Annotated in this window: 14 protein-coding genes; 8 read left to right on the top strand and 6 right to left on the bottom strand. The window is 71.0% G+C overall.

Annotated elements, in window-relative coordinates; genetic code table 11:
- Window positions 1-14: 14 nt before the first annotated feature.
- Window positions 15-806, top strand: coding sequence for a class I SAM-dependent methyltransferase (locus DNK54_RS05320; protein ID WP_162602313.1), 792 nt, complete (start codon window positions 15-17; stop codon window positions 804-806).
- Between the two features lie 19 nt (window positions 807-825).
- On the opposite strand, the gene DNK54_RS05315 is transcribed toward DNK54_RS05320, so the two are convergent.
- On the bottom strand, window positions 826-1,536 hold the full coding sequence (locus DNK54_RS05315; protein ID WP_204164437.1) for a class I SAM-dependent methyltransferase: 711 nt from the start codon (window positions 1,534-1,536) through the stop codon (window positions 826-828).
- 112 nt (window positions 1,537-1,648) lie between these two features.
- On the opposite strand from DNK54_RS05315, the gene DNK54_RS05310 reads away from it, so the two are divergent.
- From DNK54_RS05310 to DNK54_RS21025, 3 genes are read left to right on the top strand one after another with little or no spacing between them, the layout of a single operon-like run.
- Entirely contained in the window at window positions 1,649-7,357 is a 5,709-nt protein-coding gene (locus tag DNK54_RS05310; protein ID WP_239459985.1) for an alpha-(1->3)-arabinofuranosyltransferase domain-containing protein, read from the top strand.
- 11 nt (window positions 7,358-7,368) lie between these two features.
- Window positions 7,369-9,069 (top strand): MmpA family trehalose lipid delivery protein, encoded by a 1,701-nt coding sequence (locus tag DNK54_RS05305; RefSeq protein ID WP_110205935.1) that lies wholly within the window; start codon window positions 7,369-7,371, stop codon window positions 9,067-9,069.
- A gap of 27 nt (window positions 9,070-9,096) precedes the next feature.
- Window positions 9,097-9,246 carry a hypothetical protein gene (locus tag DNK54_RS21025; RefSeq protein WP_162602311.1) on the top strand — a complete coding sequence of 50 codons (150 nt, stop codon included), beginning with the start codon at window positions 9,097-9,099 and terminating at the stop codon, window positions 9,244-9,246.
- A 190-nt stretch (window positions 9,247-9,436) separates the two neighbouring features.
- Here the strand turns inward: DNK54_RS21025 and DNK54_RS05300 are convergent, their stop codons facing one another.
- Complete coding sequence (locus DNK54_RS05300) at window positions 9,437-10,561, bottom strand: glycosyltransferase family 4 protein (protein ID WP_162602310.1); 1,125 nt, start codon at window positions 10,559-10,561, stop codon at window positions 9,437-9,439.
- Window positions 10,562-10,610: 49 nt separating this feature from the next.
- Here DNK54_RS05300 and DNK54_RS05295 point away from each other — a divergent pair, with 49 nt between their 5' ends.
- Window positions 10,611-11,357, top strand: a complete 747-nt coding sequence (locus tag DNK54_RS05295) for a class I SAM-dependent methyltransferase (RefSeq protein ID WP_239459933.1) — start codon at window positions 10,611-10,613, stop codon at window positions 11,355-11,357.
- A 163-nt stretch (window positions 11,358-11,520) separates the two neighbouring features.
- Window positions 11,521-12,459: a cell envelope lipid trafficking protein PgfA gene (pgfA, locus tag DNK54_RS05290; protein WP_110205932.1), complete on the top strand. Its 939-nt coding sequence runs from the start codon at window positions 11,521-11,523 to the stop codon at window positions 12,457-12,459.
- Window positions 12,460-12,483: 24 nt separating this feature from the next.
- On the opposite strand, the gene DNK54_RS05285 is transcribed toward pgfA, so the two are convergent.
- Both DNK54_RS05285 and DNK54_RS05280 read right to left on the bottom strand, forming a co-directional pair.
- Window positions 12,484-13,305, bottom strand: coding sequence for a class I SAM-dependent methyltransferase (locus DNK54_RS05285; RefSeq protein ID WP_110205931.1), 822 nt, complete (start codon window positions 13,303-13,305; stop codon window positions 12,484-12,486).
- A gap of 87 nt (window positions 13,306-13,392) precedes the next feature.
- On the bottom strand, window positions 13,393-16,458 hold the full coding sequence (locus DNK54_RS05280; RefSeq protein WP_162602309.1) for a hypothetical protein: 3,066 nt from the start codon (window positions 16,456-16,458) through the stop codon (window positions 13,393-13,395).
- 392 nt (window positions 16,459-16,850) lie between these two features.
- Here DNK54_RS05280 and rpsA point away from each other — a divergent pair, with 392 nt between their 5' ends.
- On the top strand, window positions 16,851-18,317 hold the full coding sequence (rpsA, locus tag DNK54_RS05275) for a 30S ribosomal protein S1 (RefSeq protein ID WP_110205929.1): 1,467 nt from the start codon (window positions 16,851-16,853) through the stop codon (window positions 18,315-18,317).
- Between the two features lie 98 nt (window positions 18,318-18,415).
- Here rpsA and DNK54_RS21020 read toward each other — a convergent pair whose 3' ends face one another.
- Window positions 18,416-18,565, bottom strand: a complete 150-nt coding sequence (locus DNK54_RS21020; protein WP_162602308.1) for a hypothetical protein — start codon at window positions 18,563-18,565, stop codon at window positions 18,416-18,418.
- 94 nt (window positions 18,566-18,659) lie between these two features.
- On the opposite strand from DNK54_RS21020, the gene DNK54_RS05270 reads away from it, so the two are divergent.
- Window positions 18,660-19,631 carry a GlxA family transcriptional regulator gene (locus tag DNK54_RS05270; protein ID WP_110205928.1) on the top strand — a complete coding sequence of 324 codons (972 nt, stop codon included), beginning with the start codon at window positions 18,660-18,662 and terminating at the stop codon, window positions 19,629-19,631.
- A 30-nt stretch (window positions 19,632-19,661) separates the two neighbouring features.
- On the opposite strand, the gene DNK54_RS05265 is transcribed toward DNK54_RS05270, so the two are convergent.
- Complete coding sequence (locus tag DNK54_RS05265) at window positions 19,662-20,936, bottom strand: class I adenylate-forming enzyme family protein (RefSeq protein WP_110205927.1); 1,275 nt, start codon at window positions 20,934-20,936, stop codon at window positions 19,662-19,664.
- Between the last annotated feature and the right edge of the window lie 29 nt (window positions 20,937-20,965).

Genomic DNA, 20,965 nt, shown 5'->3' with positions numbered 1-20,965 from the left:
GGCAGGATGCCGATGTGTCCCTGCTGAGCCAGATCCGCCTGTTCGTCGAGCGTCGGGTCGCGTTCCCCGTCGACGAGTCCGCTCTGGTGCTCGACGTGGGCAGCGGCGACAAGCCCTCCTGGCGGGCTGACGTGCTCCTGGATCGCTACGTCGGCGAGGAGTACGCCGGCCAGCGCTCAGGGAGCGCCGGTGCTCGGGTGACGAGGCCGCTCTTCGACGCCGATGCCGCGGCGATGCCGTTCGCCGACGGCGCCTTCGACTACACCATCTGCTCCAACCTGCTCGAGCACGTCCCCGACCCCGGAGCGGTGCTGGAGGAGCTGATGCGGGTCTCGCGAGCCGGCTACATCGAGGTCCCGGAGGCGGCCAGTGCCAAGATCGTCGACTTCCCGAGCCACGTCTGGTGGTGCCGGATGGTGGGAGAGACCCTGGTGCTGACAGCGAAGGAGCAGCGCCACTTCGACCCTGAGATCGGCGCCTACCTGGACCGGACCGGTCTGGACGCCAAGGTCGCCAAGGTGCTCGACAGCCGCTTCGAGGACAGGGTCGTGATGCTGCACTGGGCGGGTCGCATCGACTACCGGGTCGACGGCGAGGTCCCGGCCGCCTTCATGGAGCGGGCGTTGACGCTCCCAGGGCACCCGCGTGGCCTCACCGCGGGGGCGATCCGTCGTGCCACCGACCTGCTGACCATGCGCCAGCAGCGCCGGATCAGGGCGCGTCGGATCCGGTTCGACGACATCGTGAAACCCGAGCTGCGTCGTGGTGACGGAACGGTGCTGGAGCCACGCGTCTACCGGGTCTGACCCCTTCGGCTGCGTCGGGTCAGTAGGGGTCGTACGGCGAGTCGTGGCCAAGCAGGCGTGCGACCGGTCGGAGCCGGAGCCGCAGCAGCACCTTCAGCACGACGTTGCGCGTCCACCAGGGCAGCTCCGCGACGATCCGCCAGCGGTCGCGGGCGGTAGGCCGGCGCTTGCGGAAGAGCGCTTGCGAGTCGCTACGCCGCTCGTAGGCCAGGTCGCCTGCGAAGAGCACATGGCGCAGGATGGCGAGCGTGACGCCGATCGAGGAGAAACAGTCGTGGATCACGACGGCCCCGTCGTCGGCGAGATGGCGTCGCCATAGCAGGTCGTCGCGGACCGTCCAGTAGTCGTGCTTGCCGTCGATGTAGAGCAGGTCGAACGGTGTGGTCCACCGGGGGCGCAGAGCCGTGCTGTAGTCCGCCACGAGCTCGACGGTGCCCTCGACACCGGCGTCACGCACGTGGCGCTCGAAGGCGTGCCGGGTCGGCGTACCCCCGAAGAGGCGCCCCTCCACGAACGGGTCGATGGCCATCAGGCGGCCACCTCCCGGCTGCAGTGCGCGCGCGAGGACGACCGTCGAGCGACCCTGGTGGCTGCCGATCTCCACGACCGTCGCACCGGCAGGAAGGCGTCGGGCCTCCTCCCAGAGCAACTCGGCCTGCCCCCGCTTCAGCCAGCCCGGGATGCCGTCGGCCACCTGCCAGGCCGCCTCGAACGTTGACGCTGCGTTCACGGGACCCTCTCGACCGGCACTAGACTTCCGCGGCACCCTACTCCAGTCATGGGGTCGAGTTCCGGGGAGGGATCTCATCAGCACCGTCAGGTCGGACATCGTCGGCAGATTGGTGTGGCCGCTGCTCCTGCTTGGCTCCCTGCTGCAGCAGCCCGGCCGGACGACCTTCGACACCAAGTTCGACCTGACCGCGGACCCGGGCGGGCTACTGGCCCGCAGTCTGCACCTGTGGAACCCGCAGTCCTCCTTCGGCGAGCTCCAGAACCAGGCGTACGGCTATCTCTTCCCCCAGGGGCCTTGGTTCCTCGGAGCCGAGCTGCTCGGCATGCCGGACTGGGTGGCCCAACGTCTCTGGTCCGGCCTGCTGCTCGTCCTCGCCTATGAAGGGTGCCGCCAGGTCGCCAGAGCGATGCGGCTGCCCGCGACGGCGGGCATCCTCGCCGGGCTCGTCTACGCGCTGTCCCCGCGGCTGCTCGGCGCCTCCGGGGTGCTCAGCGGTGAGATCCTGCCGTCGGTCTTCCTCCCCTGGGCGGTGCTGCCACTCGTCCTCGTGGGCGCCGGGCGCTGGTCGCCGCGCACGGGCGCCCTGCTCTCCGGCGTCGCGGTGCTGGCGATGAGCGGCGTCAATGCGGTCGGCACCTTCGCCACCCTGCCGGCGGCACTCGCCGTCGTCCTTGCCCAGTGGCGGCGTCCGCACGGCCGCCGCCTGCTCGGCTGGTGGCTGGTCGCCACCGGCCTGGCCTGTGCCTGGTGGCTGGTCCCGTTGCTCCTGCTCGGTCGCTACAGTCCGCCCTTCCTCGACTACATCGAGACCTCTGCGGCGACGACCTCAACGACGGGGTGGTCGAACGCCGTGCGCGGCACCGACCACTGGCTGAACTGGTCGGTGACCGGTGATCGCGCGTGGTGGCCCGGCGCTCACGAGCTGGCGACGACGCCTGCCCTCATCCTTCTGGGGGCGATCGTCGCGGCGATCGGCCTGGTCGGGCTGGCGCACCGGCGGATGCCCTGGCGCGGGGCGCTGCTGACCACGGCAGTCGTCGGGCTGCTCTGCCTGACGGCAGGTGCCGCTGCCCGAGGCGGGTCGCTGGTCGACCTCCCGGTGCGAGGACTCCTCGACGGGATGCTCGCGCCGCTGCGCAACGTGCACAAGGTCGATCCGCTCGTCCGCTTCGCGCTCGCTCTGGGCTTCGGTCACGGAGCGATGCTCCTCGCCGAGGAGGTCGGGCGTCGCCGCCCCGGCTGGCAACCCGGTGCGGTGCGTCGAGGGATCGGCGCGGTGCTCGCACTGACTGTGCTCGCGGGAGCGGCCCCCCTGTGGAACGGTCATCTCCGGATGGCGGGGTGGCGCGATCTGCCCAGCGCCTGGTCGCAGACCGCAGACTGGCTGGCGGGAATCGAGGGCAGCAGGGCCATCGTCGTCCCCGGCTCCGGCTTCGGCCTGCAACGGTGGGGATGGACCGTCGATGAGCCGCTCCAGGGCGTCGCCAGGTCGCCTTGGGTCACTCGGAGCCAGGTGCCGCTGGTGCCGGGACCGACAGCTCGCTGGCTCGACGCCGTCGAGCAGCGCCTCGCCTCGGGCGAGGGAAGCCCCGCGCTCGCCTCGTTCCTGGCGCGCGCCGGCGTCACGCACGTCGTGCTGCGCCGCGACATCGATCAGCAGTACGCCGACAGCGGATCGGTCGCGCGTGCCGAGTCGGCTCTCCAAGCCTCACCTGGTCTCGTGCCGGTCGCGAGCTTCGGAAACACCGAGTACGGACAGCCGATGGTCGACGTCTTCGCGGTCGGCGTCGAGGCGCCGCGCGTCTCGCTGACCTCCGCGGCCGCCCTGCGTCACCTCAACGGCGCTCCGGAGGACCTGCTGCGCGCGGCGGAGACGGGACTGCTCGCCGTCGACGAGCCCACCGTGATCGACGGTGCCGCTCCCGCACAGGGATCGCTCGTCGGTGACGGCTATCGACGGCAGGAGCGGCAGTTCGGCCGGGTCCACGACGCGGTCGGGGCGACGCTCACCGCAGCGGAGCCCTACCAGTTCCGCCGGCCCGCCCATGACTTCGCCGGTGTCGAGGGGGTGCCGAGCTCGGTGCGCACCCGCGACTCCCGCGTGGAGGTCGATGCCTCCAGCTCGGTCGGCTACGCCGACGCGCTCGGCCCGATCCGCCCCGCGGCTGCGCCCGGCGCCGCCTACGACGGTGACGCCGGCACCGCCTGGCGCTCCGCACCGTTCACCGACCCGGGGAGGCAGTGGCTGCGACTGCGTACCCAGGCGCCGCTGCCCCGTCCGGGCACGGTCCTGGTCCGCTTCGCCCAGGATGCCGACCTGGCCGCGGTGCGTCAGGTCGCGGTGCGGATGGGCGGCACGACCAGGGTCCTCGCCGTGCCGGAGACCGGTGTGATCGCCGCTCCGGTGCCGGCGGACGGGGTCCGCACCGTCCGGATCGACATCCTCCGGGCCGATGACGACGACTCCCGACTGGGGACGGTGGGCGTGGCCGAGGTCGTCCTGCCTGGCAACGACGCAGGTCAGACGATCACCGTGCCCGGTGAGCTCGCCGCGGGGACCGACCTGGTCCTCGGCACGCAACCCCCGCGCCGCCCCTGTCTGGATGCGGGCGGGGGAGCACGCTGCGACGACGACAGCACCCGCTACGGCGAGGAGCTCGCGCTCGACCGCACCGTCCGCGTGACGGAGGCGGGGCGCTGGAGGGTCACCGGCACCGTCCTCCCGCAGCCGGGCGCTCCGGTGGCGGCGCTGCTCGCGCCGGTGGGGCGTGCCGCGGACGTGGTGGCCGACCGGGTGTTCGCCGGGGATCCCGCCGTGGCCGGCGTCTTCGCCTTCGACGGGCGCCCGGAGACCGCCTGGCTGAGTGAGCCCGGCGACACGTCGGCGATCCTGACCTGGAGCTGGCCCGGACGCGCACGGACGATCGACCGACTGCGGATCACCGCAGCCTCTCAGCCGTCTCGCCGACCGGCCGTCGCGGAGCTGCGGAGCGGGCACGAGGTGCGAACCGTCCGTCTCGACGGCCTCGGCACCTTCGAGCCGCTGCGTGTGGAGGGACGGCTCGAGATCGAGTTCCGGACTGCCGACGAGACGGCGGACGCCGACCTTCCCCTCGGGATCGCCGAGGTGGAGCTGAGCGGCGCGGAACGGCTCCGCCACGCTCCCGACCGGGATGGGACGACCGGCGCCGACTGCGGTCTGGGCCCGGCCGTCGTCGTCGACGGCATCGTCCATCACACCCGGGTGCGCGGCACGGTCGGCGACCTGCTCCGCGGTACGCCGCTGGCCTGGGAGGTGTGCGACCGGCCGGTCGCCCTGAGCCCGGGGGTGCACCGGATCCAGGTGCGACCCACTCTCCAGTTCACCCCGGCCACGCTGGCTCTGGACGCCCTGGACGTTCCAGAGACGGGACCTCTGGCGCAGCGCTCCTTCGAGCTCCGCGACTGGGGCGACACTCGCCGTACGGTGCGGGTCGGGCCGGGGGAGGAGTCGGTGCTCCGGGTCGCCGAGAACGTCAATCCGGGGTGGGCCGCGGAGCTCGACGGCACGCCGCTGCGCCAGGTGACGATCGACGGCTGGCAGCAGGGGTACGTCGTGCCCGCCGGCGCCGGGGGCGACGTGCAGCTGACCTTCACCCCCGACCGCACCTATCGCGCTGGCCTCGGAGCGGGGGCCGGGCTGGCCCTGATCCTGTTGCTGGGGGCGCTGGTCGGGGCAGTACGCGAGCGGCGCCGGCCGGAGTCCGGCCACGCCACGCCCGGACCGGCCTGGCAGGGTCGTTGGTCGCTCTGGTGGGGCTGCGGCCTGCTGCTGACGCTGGCCGGCGGTCCCTGGGCAGGCGTCGGCTGGCTGCTCTCGGCCTGGCTCACCCGACGGCCGCTCGCGCTGCTCGCGGGGACGGCGCTCCTCGCGGCCGGGGCTGGTGCTGCGATCGATGCTCCGGGTCAGCCCGGGCAGTTCGCCAACGCGACGGCGGCCGCTGCTGTGGGCCTGCTCGTCGGCGGCGTCGCCAGGAGGCGGCGACTGCGGATCACCCTTGCCGTGCGGCCCCGGATCGACCGGCTGACGGCGGCCGCGCTGCTTCTGGTCGCCGGCCAGGTGGGGTTGCGATGGGTCCTTGCCTCCGGCTCGTGGTTCTGGCAGGACGACTTCTTGCACCTTGCCCTGGCGCACCGTCTCGGACTCAGCGAGGAGTTCCTGGTGCGGGACTACTCCGGACACCTCGAGGTCGGCCAGTACGCCGTCTTCTGGCTCCTCTCCGGGCTCTCCGGCGACTTCACCGCCGCGGCGCTCTTCCTGGTCGGCTCGCAGCTGCTCGTCTCCCTGCTCCTGTGGGGCGTGCTGCGGACACTCTTCAGGCCGTCTCCCTGGCTGCTGGTGCCCTTCGCCGCCTATCTGTTCACGCCGCTGGGCCTGATCACGGGCGCCTGGTGGGCGGCCGGCATGCAGGCATTTCCCCTCCAGCTCTTCCTGCTCGGCACGCTGCTCGGCGTGGCGCGCCTGCATCGCGGCGGCCCGCATGCGACTGCCTGGGGGCTGCTCGCGCTGGTCGCGCACGCGCTCGGGCTTCTCTTCTGGGAGAAGGCGCTGCTGATCCTGCCTGCGGTGCTGGCGACGTACCTGCTGGTCGTCCTGGCTGGTCGCACGATCGGCGACCGGCTCCGCGTGCTCCTGGCGGGGTGGCGCTGGTGGCTGGCTCATCTCCTCGGCTGGCTCGGCTACGTGGCCGTCTACCTGCACCTGACCGCCTCCGGCCCGATGGCCTCCGAGCGCGAGGTGACGCTGCTCGAGCTGGTTCGGGTCAGTGTGCTCCAGATGACGGTGCCCGGCATGTTCGGCCTGCCCTGGCACGTGGACGGGGCAGAGAACTCGCTGTACGCCGACACGGGGACCGGCGCGGTGATCCTGGCAGCCGGCCTGCTCGGCCTGCTGTTCCTGGCGAGCCTGCTCCGGGGCGGGTGGGCCGCGCTGGGCGGCTGGGTGCTCGTGATCGGCTGCCTCGTCGCGGATCTCGGGCTGCTGGTGGTCGGCCGTGGCGAGTACCTGGGCCTCGTCGCCAGGGACCCCCGCTACGTGACCGACTGGCTGCCGCTGGCCGTCATCGGCATCAGCGCCGCCTTCGCGGTTCCGCGCCGCCATCGTCGGGGTCGCCGGGTCGGAGAGACCCGGACGGGGCGGTCGGGCGAGCCGTGGCGTCGTCCGCTGGCGTTGGGGGCACTCGTGCTGCTCTCCGCCCTGACCTCGTCGATCCAGCTGCTCCCTGTCGTGCAGCGTGACATCGGCGAGGGCTATGTCGCCCACCTGGAGAGCGGACTGGGTGACGGAGACACCTTGGTGTTGGCCACCAACACCTCCTACCAGGTGTCGGTCAGCACCCGGACACCTGACCTGTTCGAGGCGCTCGGGAGGCAGCAGGCGTTCGACCAGCCGGGATTGCGTGCGGTGATGCCGGACTCTCGGGGGCAGCTGCTTCCGGTCCGGCTCGCCGGCGCGCTCCAGGCGCGTGGCGACGAGCCCGACTGCGGATGGCGGCTCGGGACGACACCGGTGGAGCTGATGGTGCTCGGAGACACTGCGGAGGCCCGTCTGGCCCGGGTGGACCTCTTCCTCAACCGGGACGCGGTGCTCCATCTGCGCTCCGGTGACCTCGAGCAGGCGGTCGCGGTCCGGGGCGGCCTGCACAGCGCATGGATGCGGCTGCCTACCGAGGCCGGAGCCGTGGAGGCGTGGTTCACGCCGTGGCCGGGCGCCCGTGAGAGGCTGCCGAGGCAGTGCTTGACCGAGATCACCGTGGGGACGCCGTGGCCCGAGGAGTAGCCCGCCCGAGGGTGCCGCGACCCAGCCGCGAGGCGCTTCTCGTCTGGGGACTGCCGAGCGCGCTTGCCGCACTCGTCCTGGCTCCGCTGCTGCTCGGCCGTGGGTACGCCCTGGTCGGCGACATGGTGTTCTTGCCGGACCAGCCGTGGAAGCCACGGTGGATCGGGGCGGACGGCTCCGTCCCGCGGGCGGTGCCGACGGACGCGGTCACGTGGGCCCTGGGCACGGTACTTCCGGGTGAGCTGGTGCAGCGGGCTGTGCTGTTCCTGAGTCTGGTGCTCGCCGGGGCCGGCACGGCCCTGCTCACCCGGGGGCGTTCGATCCCGGCGCGGTCGGCGGCCGTGGTGCTGGCGACCTGGAACCCCTTCGTCTACGAGCGGCTGGCGATCGGCCACTGGGCGCTGTTGGTCGGTTACGCGATGCTGCCCTGGCTGGTCGTGGGAGCGGCTCGGCTGCGCGCAGGGCAGTACGGCGGCTGGCGGTCGGTCCTCTGGCCGCTCGCTGTTGCGGCCGGTGCGAGCCCCACGGGAGGCGTGCTCGCCGCCTTGACCCTCGTGATCCTGCTCATCGGGTCGCCCCGCCGGCTCGCCGCTGCGGTGGCGATGGCGCTGCTGGTCAACCTGCCGTGGCTGGTGCCGGGGGTGGTCAACGCGACGGCGGCACCTGCGGACCCCTTCGGTGTGCAGGCGTTCGCGGCGCGCGCGGACACCCCGTGGGGAGTCCTGGGCTCGGTGCTCAGCCTCGGCGGCATCTGGAAGGAGTCGGTGGCAGCGCCCGGGCGCGACACGGTGTTGCTCGGGGGACTCGCGCTGGCGCTCTCCGTGGCGGCGCTGGCCGGCCTGCTCCACCAGGTACGTCGTGCGGTCGCCCCCGCGGTGCCCCTCGCCGCGCTTGCCGCACTCGGCCTGGCGCTTGCGTTGCTGCCCACGACGGGCGTCGGGGAGCGGATCGCCGAGTGGGCGGTCACCGACCTGCCGGGTGGCGGCCTGCTTCGTGACTCGCAGAAGTGGGTCGCGCTCGCCGTCCCGGGTCTCTGCTGGGGACTCGCGGCAGCTGCCGACGAGCTCGCCGCGTGGGTACGCCGCCGCGACGGGCAGCCGCTGCCGCTCCTGGTGGCCGGTGCGCTGCTTCCGGTGCTGCTCCTCCCGTCCCTCGGGTGGGGTCTGGGCGGACTCCTCACGCCGCACCCCTATCCGACGGAGTGGAGCCAGGTCCGGACGACGCTGGAGCGTGCAGGTGCAGACCAGGCACGCACCGTCGTGCTGCCGTTCGGGCTCTATCGACGCTTCGACTGGAACGGCGGCCACGCGGTGCTGGACCCGCTACCGCGTTACCTTCCCGGCGACGTGGTGACCGACGACGCGCTCGAGGTACGGGACGGCACGGTGGCCGGGGAGGACCCTCTCGCCGCGAGGATCCGCGCAGTGAAGGACGATCCGGAACGACTCACCCTGCTGCTGCGCGGCGCCGGCGTGCGCTGGGTCGTCGCCCATGCCGACCAGGGTGTGGTCGATGCACCGCTGCCGGCTGGGGAGACGATGCACAGCGGTGATCGGCTGGTCGTGGTGGACCTGGGCGCCGAGATCGATGACGGCCACGGGCCCCGGCACCTGGGCCGGTGGATCGCCCTGGACATCGGGGTGCTGGTCGCCGTCCTCGCGATGATGCTGCCGATCAGGCGTCTCCGCGGGTATAGTCGCCCGCGGGAGTGACCACAGCGTCAGTGGAGGGACGAGAGCATGAACACGATCATCTTCGGTCTGGTCGGGGCCGGTCTGGCCGCGGTGACCGTCGTCGGTGGGGTGCAGACCTACCAGGCGGCCACGATCGACAAGGACTCGGTGCCGACGATCGTCAACGGCAGCAACGTCACCTACGCCGACGACTGAGCCGGAGCGCCGTCGCGGCGCCTGAGTTTCTTCGACAGTGTGCCTCCACCGTCCGCGGTGGAGGCACATCGCTTTCTTCCGGCTCCGATGTCTCCCTGCCAGGCACCGTGCGGGAAACGCCGATCAGTCGCGCCTGCCGCGCGCCGTGAGGCGGCGCGCCGGCTGGGCCAGGCGCCCCCGGCAGGACGGCCTAGTCGCGCAGGGCAGTGCGGACGGTGGCGGTGGTGGCCTCCCAGGTGAACTCCGCCGTGCGAGCGCGTGCCTTGGTGCCCAGCTCCCGCCGCAGGACGTCGTCGCGCAACAGGCGGCGTACGCAATCGACGAAGTCGGTCTGGTCCCGCGCCAGGAGGCCGGTGGTGCCGTCGAGGATCGAGTCGCGCACGCCACCGGCGTCTGCGTAGGCGACCGAGGGCACGCCGACCTGGGCGGCCTCGACGATGCTCAGCCCCCAGCCCTCCTTGAGGGAGGGGAGCAGGTGCACCCAGGCGCGGCTGAGCTCGACGTACTTGGTGGTCTCGTCGACGTGGCCGACGAGCTCCACTTCGCTCGCCACGCCGAGGCGGTCGATCTCGGCGCGCAGGGACTCCTCCCACCAACCTGAACCGACCACGCGCAGAGTGAGTCCGGGGAACTCGTGGCGAAGCGCGGCGAGGGCGGCGACCGCGTGCTCGACCCGCTTGTGCGGGACCAACCGGCCGAGTACGACGAGGCTCGGGGCCGGGTTGGGGGAGACCGGCGGGAGCGTGGTGGGCACCGGCTGGCAGCCGTTCCAGGCGATGGTGATCGCTCGCGGGTCGACCCCGAGCTGGATCAGCTCGCCGCGGGTCACGTCGCTGACGGCGAGGTAGCGCAGGCCGCGGTTGACGCGCGGCGCCACCTGGGACTCGAGGAACCAGCCGACCCGTGCCAGCACCGGGCCGACGACCGGCCACTGCTCCCGGTGCACGTGGTGCACCAGGACGACGACCTGTGCGCGCGTGAAGAGGCGGGCGAGGAACGGCATGCCGTTCTGCACCTCGATGACCGAGGTCACGCGGCCGAGGCGTCGTGTCAGCAGCATCAGTGCGGCGTGCAGGTAGAGGGTGAGGTGCCCGCCGCGGCGTACCCAGCGGATCCCGCGGTGGTGCAGCTCGGACGCGCTCCCGGGGTAGCGGGCACTCAACACGGTGACCTCGGTGCCGTCGGCTGCCAGACGCTCGGCGACCTCGAGGAGCCAGCGTTCGGCGCCGCCGGCCTCCGGGTGCCAGGGGTCGCGCCAGCTGAGGAACACGACGTGCTCCCCGGAGTGCTGTCGCCGCTGAGGCGCAGTCCGCATGAGTTCTCCCTCCCCAAGCGACCCGACAAGCGAGGCTAACATTCGCGGCGTGCAGACCACCTCGTTTCGCAGATCCGGCTCCGGCGACGACCTTCGGCGCAGCGTCCGGCTCTTCCGGTCGTTCCTGACCGAGCAGACCGACCCCGTCGGCTTCTACAGCCTGATCGCGGAGGACGCCGTCACGTTGATCTCGCGACACACCGGCTTGGACGGACTCCGGGTGGTCGACTTCGGGGGAGGCCCGGGCTTCTACTCGGAGGCGTTCGCGCGGCATGGCGCGGTCTCGGTGGTGGTCGATGCGGACCGCTCCGAGATCACCTCGCACCGGCGGCATCCGTTGTCGGTCCAGGCGCTCGCCGAGCAGAGCCCGATCGCCGACGGCAGCATGGATCTGGTCTTCTCCAGCAACCTGCTGGAGCACGTGCCCGACCTGGCGGCGGTGGCGGACCAGATGGCGCGCAAGGTGCGGCCGGGCGGTTACGTGGTGCTCAGCTACACGGCATGGCTCGGCCCCTGGGGCGGTCACGAGACCTCTCCCTGGCACTACCTCGGCGGACACCGGGCCGCGCGCCGCTACGAGCGCAAGCACGGTCACCCGCCCAAGAACCGCTTCGGCGAGTCGATGTACGCCGCCTCGGTGGCCGAGGGGATGCGCTGGGCACGGTCCACGCCGGGCCTCGAACTGGTCGAGGCCCGGCCGCGGTACCTGCCGCCGTGGTCGCGCTTCCTGCTCCGGATCCCGCTGCTGCGCGAGCTGCTCAGCTGGAACCTGTGGCTGGTGCTGCGGCGTCTCTGAGCCCCTCCCGAAGGCAACGATCTGGACACGGGAACAAAATTGGCCACTCGGACTGGGCCAGATGTCCAAGGAATGTTGTTAACATCACGGCGCCGTGTGGGAGTGCGGCGAGGGAGCGGCCCCGAGGTCGGGGTTCCCGGAATCGTCGTAGGGAGGACGTGCAATGCGAGGCAAGGCAACCCAGATCCTGCTCGGGGTGGGGATCTTCATGTTGGTGACCGCGGGGTTGTTGCGGTTCTACGCCTACGACCAGTTGGCGGTGGCCCCCATCGACCAGAACTCGATCAACACCTTGGTCGGACCGGACGCGAACGTGTTCGACACGGGCTCGCTGGAGAACATCACGACCAACCTGACCACCACCGCCAAGACGGTGGGTTTGGTCAAGGCTACGGAGAAGGCACCCGACGACGTCGTCGTCTGGGAGACGACGACGTCCACGAAGAGCGACGACGGCGTGGTCCGCTCCCGCAGTGTCGAGCGGATCGCCTTCAACGCCCACACCGGCGAGGCGGTGAACTGCTGCGACGAGTACCAGTCCGACACCGAGGGCACCAACGTCCTGGTGAAGCGCAAGGGGCTCCTCGTGAAGTTCCCGTTCAACACGGAGAAGAAGACCTACGACTGGTGGGATGCCGACCTCGGCGAGGCGGTGCCGATCAAGTACGTCAAGGAGGAAGAGGTCAAGGGCCTCAACACCTACAAGTTCGAGCAGACCATCGAGCCCACCGTGGTGGGCACCCAGGATGTCCCCGCCAGCCTGCTGGGCGAGGAGGGCGAGGGCAACCTCGAGGCCGAGATGACCTACTCCAACATCCGCACGCTCTGGGTCGAGCCGCGCACCGGTGTGGTCATCAAGCGGACCGAGCAGCAGCACAACACGATCCGGTACGACGGTGAGGACCGGATCGTCACGACCGACGTGACCACGGGCTTCGACAACAAGACCATCCAGGACAACGTCGACACCTACGGCTCGCTGAGCACCATGCTCTTCCTGCTCCGCACGCTGCTGCCGCTGCTCCTGCTGCTGGTGGGACTGGCGCTGGTCGGCTTCGCGGTCGTCCGCATGCGCAGCCGCGGAGAGCACGCCGAGGCCTGATCGAGGCTCGGGTGCGGCCGGCCGTCAGCTGAGCCGGTCGGCCACGAAGAGCGCCGTACCCGGGGTCACCAGGCCCCGGGTACGTGACCATCCGCCCCAGACCCGGTCGTGGTCCTCGGGCCAGGTCGGCTCCACGAAGCGGACCAGCGCGAGGCCGACGGAGGCGAGCAGGTCGACCCAGTCACCGATCGTGCGGTGGTGCTCGACATAGCTCACCTCGCCGGTGGCGTCATCGACCTCGACGTACGGCGTCCTGTCCCAGTAGGACTGCGAGGCGACCAACCCCTCGGGCCCCGGGTCGTCGGGGAACATCCAGCGCGTCGGGTGGGTGACCGAGAAGGCGAAGCGCCCCCGTGGACGCAGCACCCGGGCCACCTCCCGCATCAGCGAGTCCCCGTCGGCGACGAACTGGAGCGCACCGAACGACGAGAAGACGATGTCGAAGCTCCCCGACCGGAAGGGGAGCGCCGTCGCGGTCGCCTGGACCGAGGGCACGGTGAGTCCGGTCTCGTCGTCGATGCGCCGCGAATGCTGCAGTTGTCGGTGCGACAGATCGAGCCCGACCGCCCGGCCTCCCTGCCGCCGCACCCAGCGCGAGCACTGACCCGCGCCGCTGCCGAGCTCCAGCACGTCGCGGCCGTCGACGTCGCCCAGGGCGCCGACGGCCTGTTCAGTCGTGCCCTCGGGTCCCCACACGAAGCCGACGTCGCCGAGGAAAGCGCCGTGGGTGGCCTGGTACTCGTCGGCATACCTGTCCCAGTCGCGCCGGTTGGCGCGGCGGGACTCTTCCTCGCCGGCCGGCCGCCGCTCCGCCGTGACCGGCGGATGAGCTGCTGCTGCTTCCACGGCCCAAGAATACGGCCCCTCGAATGCGACGTGGGCGCCGGACCGAGGTCCGGCGCCCACGTCAGTGGTGCGTAGTGGCTGAGCCGATCAGAAGGTCAGCCGAGGGAGAACGAGGCGGGGCTTCACCTTCTTCTGGGCGACCGTGGGGTCGCTCCCGTTCTTGATCTCCTGGCCATCGGAGACGCCGGCCTTGTCGGTGTCCCAATTGGTCGGGTCGGACTTGTGCTTCTTGAACTTCTTGTTCTTCTTGCCGGTCCGCTCCTGGTTGTCCTTCAGGCCGTCACCGTCGGTGTCCTTCTTCGTCGGGTCGCTCTGGACCTTGCCGATCTTGTAGGAGCCCTTGTTGGTGATCACCTTCTGCTTGATCTTGTAGCCCTTGCGCTCGACGCCGTCGATGATCTTGTCGCCGTCGGTGTCCTTGTTGGTCGGGTCGGTGTAGACCTTGCCGATCGCCTTGGCCTTCTGGCCCTTGCGCTTCACCTTCTGCGAGATGACGTAGCCCTTGACCTCGACGCCGTCGTTGATCCCGTCGCCGTCGGTGTCCTTCTTCAGCGGGTTGGTCGGCTTGCTTCCGTAGCGGGTGTTGGCCGAGCCGGTGACCTCCTCGCCGTCGGTGAGGCCGTCGCCGTCGGTGTCGGCCTTGTTGGGATCGGTGCCGATCTCGGCCTCGTCCTCGTCGCTGATCCCGTCGCCGTCCGTGTCGGTGTCACCGGTGCCGGGGACGTCGTCCTTCGGGTCGAGCGGGTTGGTGCCGCGGTTGACCTCGGCGCCGTCGTTGACGCCGCCGCCGTCGGTGTCGGCCTTGGTCGGGTCGGTCTTGTGGGTCTTCACCTCGGCGCCGTCGGTGAGGCCGTCGCCGTCGGTGTCGGCCTTGTTGGGGTCGGTGCCCAGGGTGGCTTCCTCGGCGTCGGTGAGACCGTCGCCGTCCTGGTCGTTGGTGCTGTCGAGGTCGTCCTTCGGGTCGAGCGGGTTGGTGCCGCGGTTGACCTCGGCGCCGTCGCTGACGCCACCGCCGTCGGTGTCGGCCTTGGTCGGGTCGGTCTTGTGGTCGTGGACCTCGTGACCGTCCGTGAGCCCGTCGCCGTCGGTGTCCGGGTTGGCCGGGTCGGTGCCGTGCGTCGCCTCGTCGGCGTCGCTGAGGCCGTCGCCGTCCGCGTCGTCAGTGCTCGGCAGGTCGTCGGCCGGGTCACGCGGGTCGGTGCCCCGGCTGATCTCGACGCCGTCGTTGATGCCGCCGCCGTCGGTGTCGGCCTTGGTCGGGTCGGTGTTGTGGTTGTGGACCTCGTCGCCGTCCGTGAGCCCGTCGCCGTCGGTGTCCGGGTTGGCCGGGTCGGTGCCGTGCGTCGCCTCGTCGGCGTCGCTGAGGCCGTCGCCGTCCGCGTCGGTGGTCGACGGGAGGTCGTCCTTCGGGTCGAGCGGGTTGGTGCCCCGGTTGACCTCGACGCCGTCGTTGACGCCGCCGCCGTCGGTGTCCGCCTTCTTCGGGTCGGTCTTGTAGGTCTTCACCTCGGCGCCGTCGGTGAGGCCGTCGCCGTCGGTGTCGGCCTTGTTGGGGTCGGTGCCGAGGGTGGCTTCCTCGGCGTCGGTGAGGCCGTCGCCGTCGGTGTCGGTGTCACCCGGGTTCGGCGGGTTGTCGTCGGCCGGGTTGTTGGGGTTGCTGCCGCGTCCGACCTCGACGCCGTCGTTGACGCCGCCGCCGTCCGTGTCGGCCTTCTTCGGATCGGTGGGCTGGTTGCCGTGCGCGGTGTTCTTGCTGCCGCTGACCTCTTCGAGGTTGGTGAGACCGTCGTTGTCGGCGTCCTCGTCCGCGTCGCTCGTGCCGTCGCCGTCGGTGTCGGCCTTGTTGGGGTCGGTCCCGGTGAGGTCGATCTCCTGGGAGTCGGTGAGGCCGTCGCCGTCGGTGTCGGCCTTGCCCGGGTTGGTCGGCTCGTTGTTGTAGCCGGTGTTCTTGCTGCCGGTCACCTCCTCGCCGTTGGTGAGGCCGTCGCCGTCGGTGTCCTCGTCGAAGTCGCTGACGCCGTCGCCGTCGCTGTCCTTCTTGGTCGGGTCGGTGCCGATCTCGCGCTCGATGGCGTCGGTGAGACCGTCGCCGTCACTGTCGACCTGGCTGCAGTCGACGCCGCCCGCCGGCGCGGTGGCCTCCGCGTGCAGCGGGAACAGGTCGACATGCGCCAGCTCCAGCCCGGAGCCCGTGCCCAGGATCGGCAACAGCTCGGCGTGCACGCGGAGCAGGGTGACGTCGGCCGCGGCGCGGGTGCCGTCGGCACTCTTGACCACGTTCGAGGGCTGGCCCAGGGAGATCTCGAGCGAGACCAGGGGGTTGTTGGGCAGCGTCAGGTTGAGCGGCGAGCCCGCCACGTCGAGCGGGTAGGTGGTGTTGCCCGCCTTGATCGTCACCAGGGGAGCGGTCCAGTCGACCGTCGCGCCGCCGGGCGTGCCGGAGGCGCGAGCGGTGAGGATCGGGTCGTTGGCGACCTGCACCTCGAGCTGTCCGCCGAAGAGGCTCACGTTGGCGGTGTCGCCGGCTGCCCGCGAGACCACGTCCGAGTGGGTCGGGGTGGTCGGGTTGGGCACCAGGTCGAGGGTCTGCGAGGACTCGACGGTGCCGGGGAGCTTGAGCAGTGCGCCGATGCCGGGGATGTCGACGACGCCCACGTTCGCGGTGCTGACGAGCGACTCGGAGTAGGTGTCCTGAAGAGGCAGGCAGTCGTTGCCGGCCGACCAGCGTGCGTGCGCGCGTGCCTCGGAGACGCCCAGGGAGGCGACGACGAGGTTGGTGCTCGGGATGACCTTCGAGGTCGCCTGCGGGTTCGTCGGCGGTGCCTGCTGCTCGGCCTTGGCCAGGATCTCCAGCGGGATGCCGAGCGCGCCGTCCTTCAGGTTCACCGCCGCGGCCTTCGTCCGAGGAGTCGCGCCCCCGTCGAGGCTGCCCGCCGTGTGACCGAGGCCGAGGTCGGCGACGGCCGGCAGCGGGAGCAGCGGAAGGCTCACAGCCGTGACCCGGGCGATCTCGGCGGTCGCTGCCGCCTTGGTCGGGCCTGGGATGGCCGGAGCCGGCGCTGCCTCGGCCGGCGTCAGGCTCACCACGAGCACTGACATCGTCGCAGCGGTCGAGAGGCTGACCAGCCCCGCCGCGAATCTGCGCATACGCATGTTCGTCTACATCTCCCCAAGTTGTCGGCGGCGCCGGAGAAGCCCCGCCTCTCGTCCCACCCGGTCTCTGCTGACCCGGTGCTCGAAGGGGCCAACGAGCGAATGTCCCATTCGTGACGCCTGGTGACGGTGTGATCTGAGCCGTTCGCGCGAGTGCGGCTCATCCAGGCGCCGAGGGTGGTCCGATTCACCCACGGACTCACCCGCGCCAGGCACGGAGGGGCGCCCCGGTTGGACGCGCCGGGGCGCTGCCGCGTAGTGTTTATGGTTGCGCCAGCGGTCTGCCCAGCTCCCAGACGGAGTGGAGTGCGGCCCAGCCCCCTCGCGGGGTGCGGAACGGATCGGTCGGCGTACCGGCACGACCCCATCCATTCCGAGGAATTCCTTTCCCAATGACGAGCACCATCCCCACTCTTCCTGACCACGACGCGCCCCAGGTGGCGATCAACGACATCGGGTCCGAAGAAGACTTCCTGGCCGCCATCGACCAGACCATCAAGTACTTCAACGACGGTGACATCGTCGACGGCACCATCGTCAAGGTGGACCGCGACGAGGTCCTGCTGGACATCGGCTACAAGACCGAGGGCGTCATCCCCTCGCGCGAGCTGTCCATCAAGCACGACGTGGACCCCGCCGAGGTCGTCTCCGTCGGTGACTCCGTCGAGGCGCTCGTCCTTCAGAAGGAGGACAAGGAAGGCCGCCTGATCCTGTCCAAGAAGCGCGCTCAGTACGAGCGGGCGTGGGGCACGATCGAGCAGGTCAAGGAAGAGGACGGCGTCGTCGAGGGCACCGTCATCGAGGTCGTCAAGGGCGGCCTCATCCTCGACATCGGCCTGCGCGGCTTCCTGCCCGCGTCGCTGGTGGAGATGCGTCGGGTCCGCGACCTGCAGCCGTACGTCGGCCAGACGCTCGAGGCCAAGATCATCGAGCTCGACAAGAACCGCAACAACGTGGTGCTCTCGCGCCGTGCGTGGCTCGAGCAGACCCAGTCCGAGGTGCGCCAGGGCTTCCTGACCCAGCTCCAGAAGGGTCAGATCCGCAAGGGTGTCGTCTCCTCGATCGTCAACTTCGGTGCGTTCGTCGACCTCGGTGGCGTCGACGGTCTGGTGCACGTCTCGGAGCTCTCCTGGAAGCACATCGACCACCCGTCCGAGGTTGTCACCGTCGGCGACGAGGTCACCGTCGAGGTGCTCGACGTCGACATGGACCGCGAGCGCGTCTCGCTGTCGCTCAAGGCGACCCAGGAAGACCCGTGGCAGCACTTCGCCCGGACCCACCAGATCGGCCAGATCGTGCCCGGCAAGGTCACCAAGCTGGTTCCCTTCGGCTCGTTCGTGCGGGTCGAGGAGGGCATCGAGGGCCTGGTGCACATCTCCGAGCTGGCCGAGCGTCACGTGGAGATCCCGGAGCAGGTCGTCCAGGTCAACGACGACGTCATGGTCAAGATCATCGACATCGACCTCGAGCGTCGTCGGATCTCGCTCTCGCTCAAGCAGGCCAACGAGACGGCCGCTGCCGCGGACGCGGAGGAGTTCGACCCGACGCTCTACGGCATGACCGCCTCCTACGACGAGCAGGGCAACTACATCTACCCGGAGGGCTTCGACCCGGAGACGGGCGAGTGGCTCGAGGGCTACGACGAGCAGCGCATCGCCTGGGAGGAGCAGTACGCCAAGGCGCACGCCCGCTGGGAGGCGCACGTCAAGCAGCAGGCCGAGGCCAAGGCGGCCGAGGCTGAGGCGGGCGAGGCGACGTCGTACTCCAGCCAGGAGGTCGAGACCAGCAACACCGGTGGCTCGCTTGCTTCCGACGAGGCGCTGCAGGCGCTTCGCGAGAAGCTCACCGGCGGTGCCTGAGCAAGTCCCCATCGTGAGCGACCGCACGCGTCGCTGACGAGGACGAGGGCCCGGATCCGCAAGGATCCGGGCCCTCGGCGCGTCTGAGGGAGAAGCGGTCAGCGGCGGGCGGGGTCGAAGAGGTCACGGGGGTGGCTGCGCGGCAGTTCGTTGGCGGCGCGGGAGCCGTGACCGTCGTTGCGGATCATCCGGCCGACGACGACCAACAGCCCGGCGAGGGCGAGGAGGAGGATGAGTGCGGTGGTCATGGCAGAAAGTCTTCGCCCCTGACCTTGCAGCCACCAGTGGCAGTTATGACGCCTTCCATTGATTTTCTGCCACATCGCGCGCACGATAGTCGCCATGAAGAAGGTTGTGGTCGTGGTGCAGGACGGCGTCGAGGCATTCGGGTTGGGCGCGATGTGCGAGGTCTGGGCAGAGCCCTACCACCCGGAGGACGACAATCCCGTCTTCGACTTCCAGGTCGTCACGCCACGTCCGGGCCGCGTGCAGGGATCCAGCGGCTTCGACCTGGTCGTCGAGAACGGCCTTGCCCAGGCAGCCGACGCCGACCTGGTCTGCTTCGCCCCGGTGCGTGGCATGCCGGAGCCGGATCCCGAGGTGCTGGAGGTGGCCCGCGCCGCCGATGCTCGCGGGGCGTGGGTGTTCGGGCACTGCACCGCAGCCTGGATCCTCGGCCACGCGGGGCTGCTCGACGGGCGCCGCTACACGACCCACTGGCGGCACGCGGCGGCGATGGCGGAGGCGTTCCCGGCAGGCATCCTCGACCCTGAGGTGCTCTATGTGCAGGACGGCCGGATGGTGACGGGCGCCGGGTCGGCGGCAGGCCTCGATGCCGCCCTGCACCTGCTGCGCCAGGAGTTCGGCGCCGCGGTCGCCGCGACGACGGCCCGCCGCATGGTGGTGCCCCCGCACCGGGACGGCGGCCAGGCACAGTTCATCGCCCGCGCGGTGCCCGACTGCCGCGCCGAGACGCTCGGCCCGTTGCTGGAGTGGATGCTCGACCATCTCGCCGAGGACCTGTCGGTCACCGAGCTCGCCCGCCGGAGCCACCTCTCCGCTCGCACCTTCGCGCGCCGCTTCCGCGAGGAGACGGGCACCACCCCGCACGCATGGATCACCGCCCAGCGCCTGGTCGCGGCCGAGGAGCTGCTCGAGACCACCGAGCAGCCGGTCGAATGGATCGCCGACCGGGTGGGCTTCGGCAATGCTGCCACGCTGCGCCACCACTTCACCCGGGGCCGCGGCGTCAGTCCGCAGCAGTACCGCCGAACGTTCCGACGCCCCGCAGCACTCGCTGCGACGGGCGGCTGATCCGGCCGCCCCACCGCTGCGCCCCCGGCCTCAGTCCAGCTGCCGGCGCAGGATCTTTCCGGTGAGTGTGCGGGGGAGAGTCTCCACGAACACGTACTGCTTGGGCCGCTTCGGTGGGGAGAGGTGCTCGCGCGCGAAGGCGGCGAGCTCGTCGGCAGTTGCCGTGCCGACCACGGTCGCGGTCACCTGCTGCCCCCAGCGTTCGTCGGGGCGACCGTGCACGGCGATCTCGACGACGCCCGGGTGCGCGGAGAGGACGCTCTCGACCTCGACCGGATAGACGTTGACGCCCCCGGTGATCACCAGGTCCTCCCGACGACCGTCGAGATAGAGCCACCCGTCGTCGAGGCGACCGAGGTCTCCGACCGAGAAGGCCGGGCCCTCCGGGGTGTCCCGCCAAGCAGCCGCCGTCTTCTCCGGAGCGCCGAAGTAGCTGAACCGGGCGTGCTCGGGCACCGTGCACCAGATCTGGCCGTCCGGGTCGACGGTGAGACGCCGGCCGGGTCGGGCCCGGCCCACGGTGCCCGGGCGCTCGAGCCACTCCTCACTGCGGCAGGCGGTGAACTGTCCCTCGGTCGACCCGTAGAACTCCCAGGTCGTGCCGTGTGGAAAGAGGTCGATGAGCCGCCGCTTGAGATGAGGGGGACAGGCGGCGCCGGCATGGGCGACCAAGCGGAAGCTGGAGAGGTCAGGCACGCCGACGTCATCCCAGTGCGCGAAGAGCCGCTGGAGGTGCGCCGGCACACAGAACATCGTGGTCGGTCGCTCGTTCACGATCGTCTGGGTGACCGCTGCCGGATCGAAGGCGGGCTGCCGCCCGGTCCGGTCGAAGCCGACCACCCGTCCTCCGGCCAGCAGCGTGCCGAGCGCGAAGCGCAGTGGCGCCGAGTGGTAGAGCGGGCTCAGCACCAGGTTCACGTCGTCGGAAGAGAAGCCCCAGAGGTCCCGTTCCTCCGCTACCAGCGCTGCGGCGTCAGCGGAGGCGAGCACGCCGCTGAAGACCCCTTTGGGAGTGCCGGTGGTGCCGCTCGTCACGTGCATCGGCCGTCCGAGCGGCAAGGCCCGGCGCTCGCCGGGGTCGGTCTGGTCCCACAGCGTCGACAGCTGCTCCGAGGAGGTGATGCGGAGCCGCGGCTGGATCGGCTCCAGCACTCGCTCGCGTTCGCTCACCGTGAGGCGCGGGTCGAGCGGCACCGGAAAGACCCCGCGCGCGAGCAGCGCGATCACCACGTCGAGGTAGTCGGCGCTCCCGGGAACCAGCAGCGCCACCCGGTCGCCTGCCTCCAGTGCCGCGAGCGTCTCCATACGGCCGATCCTGCCACCGCCGGAGCGTG

The sequence above is a fragment of the Nocardioides daejeonensis genome (assembly GCF_003194585.1).
Classification (GTDB): domain Bacteria; phylum Actinomycetota; class Actinomycetes; order Propionibacteriales; family Nocardioidaceae; genus Nocardioides; species Nocardioides daejeonensis.
Note: the sequence above shows the minus strand (reverse complement) of the source record. Positions and strands in the feature narration are given on the sequence as shown.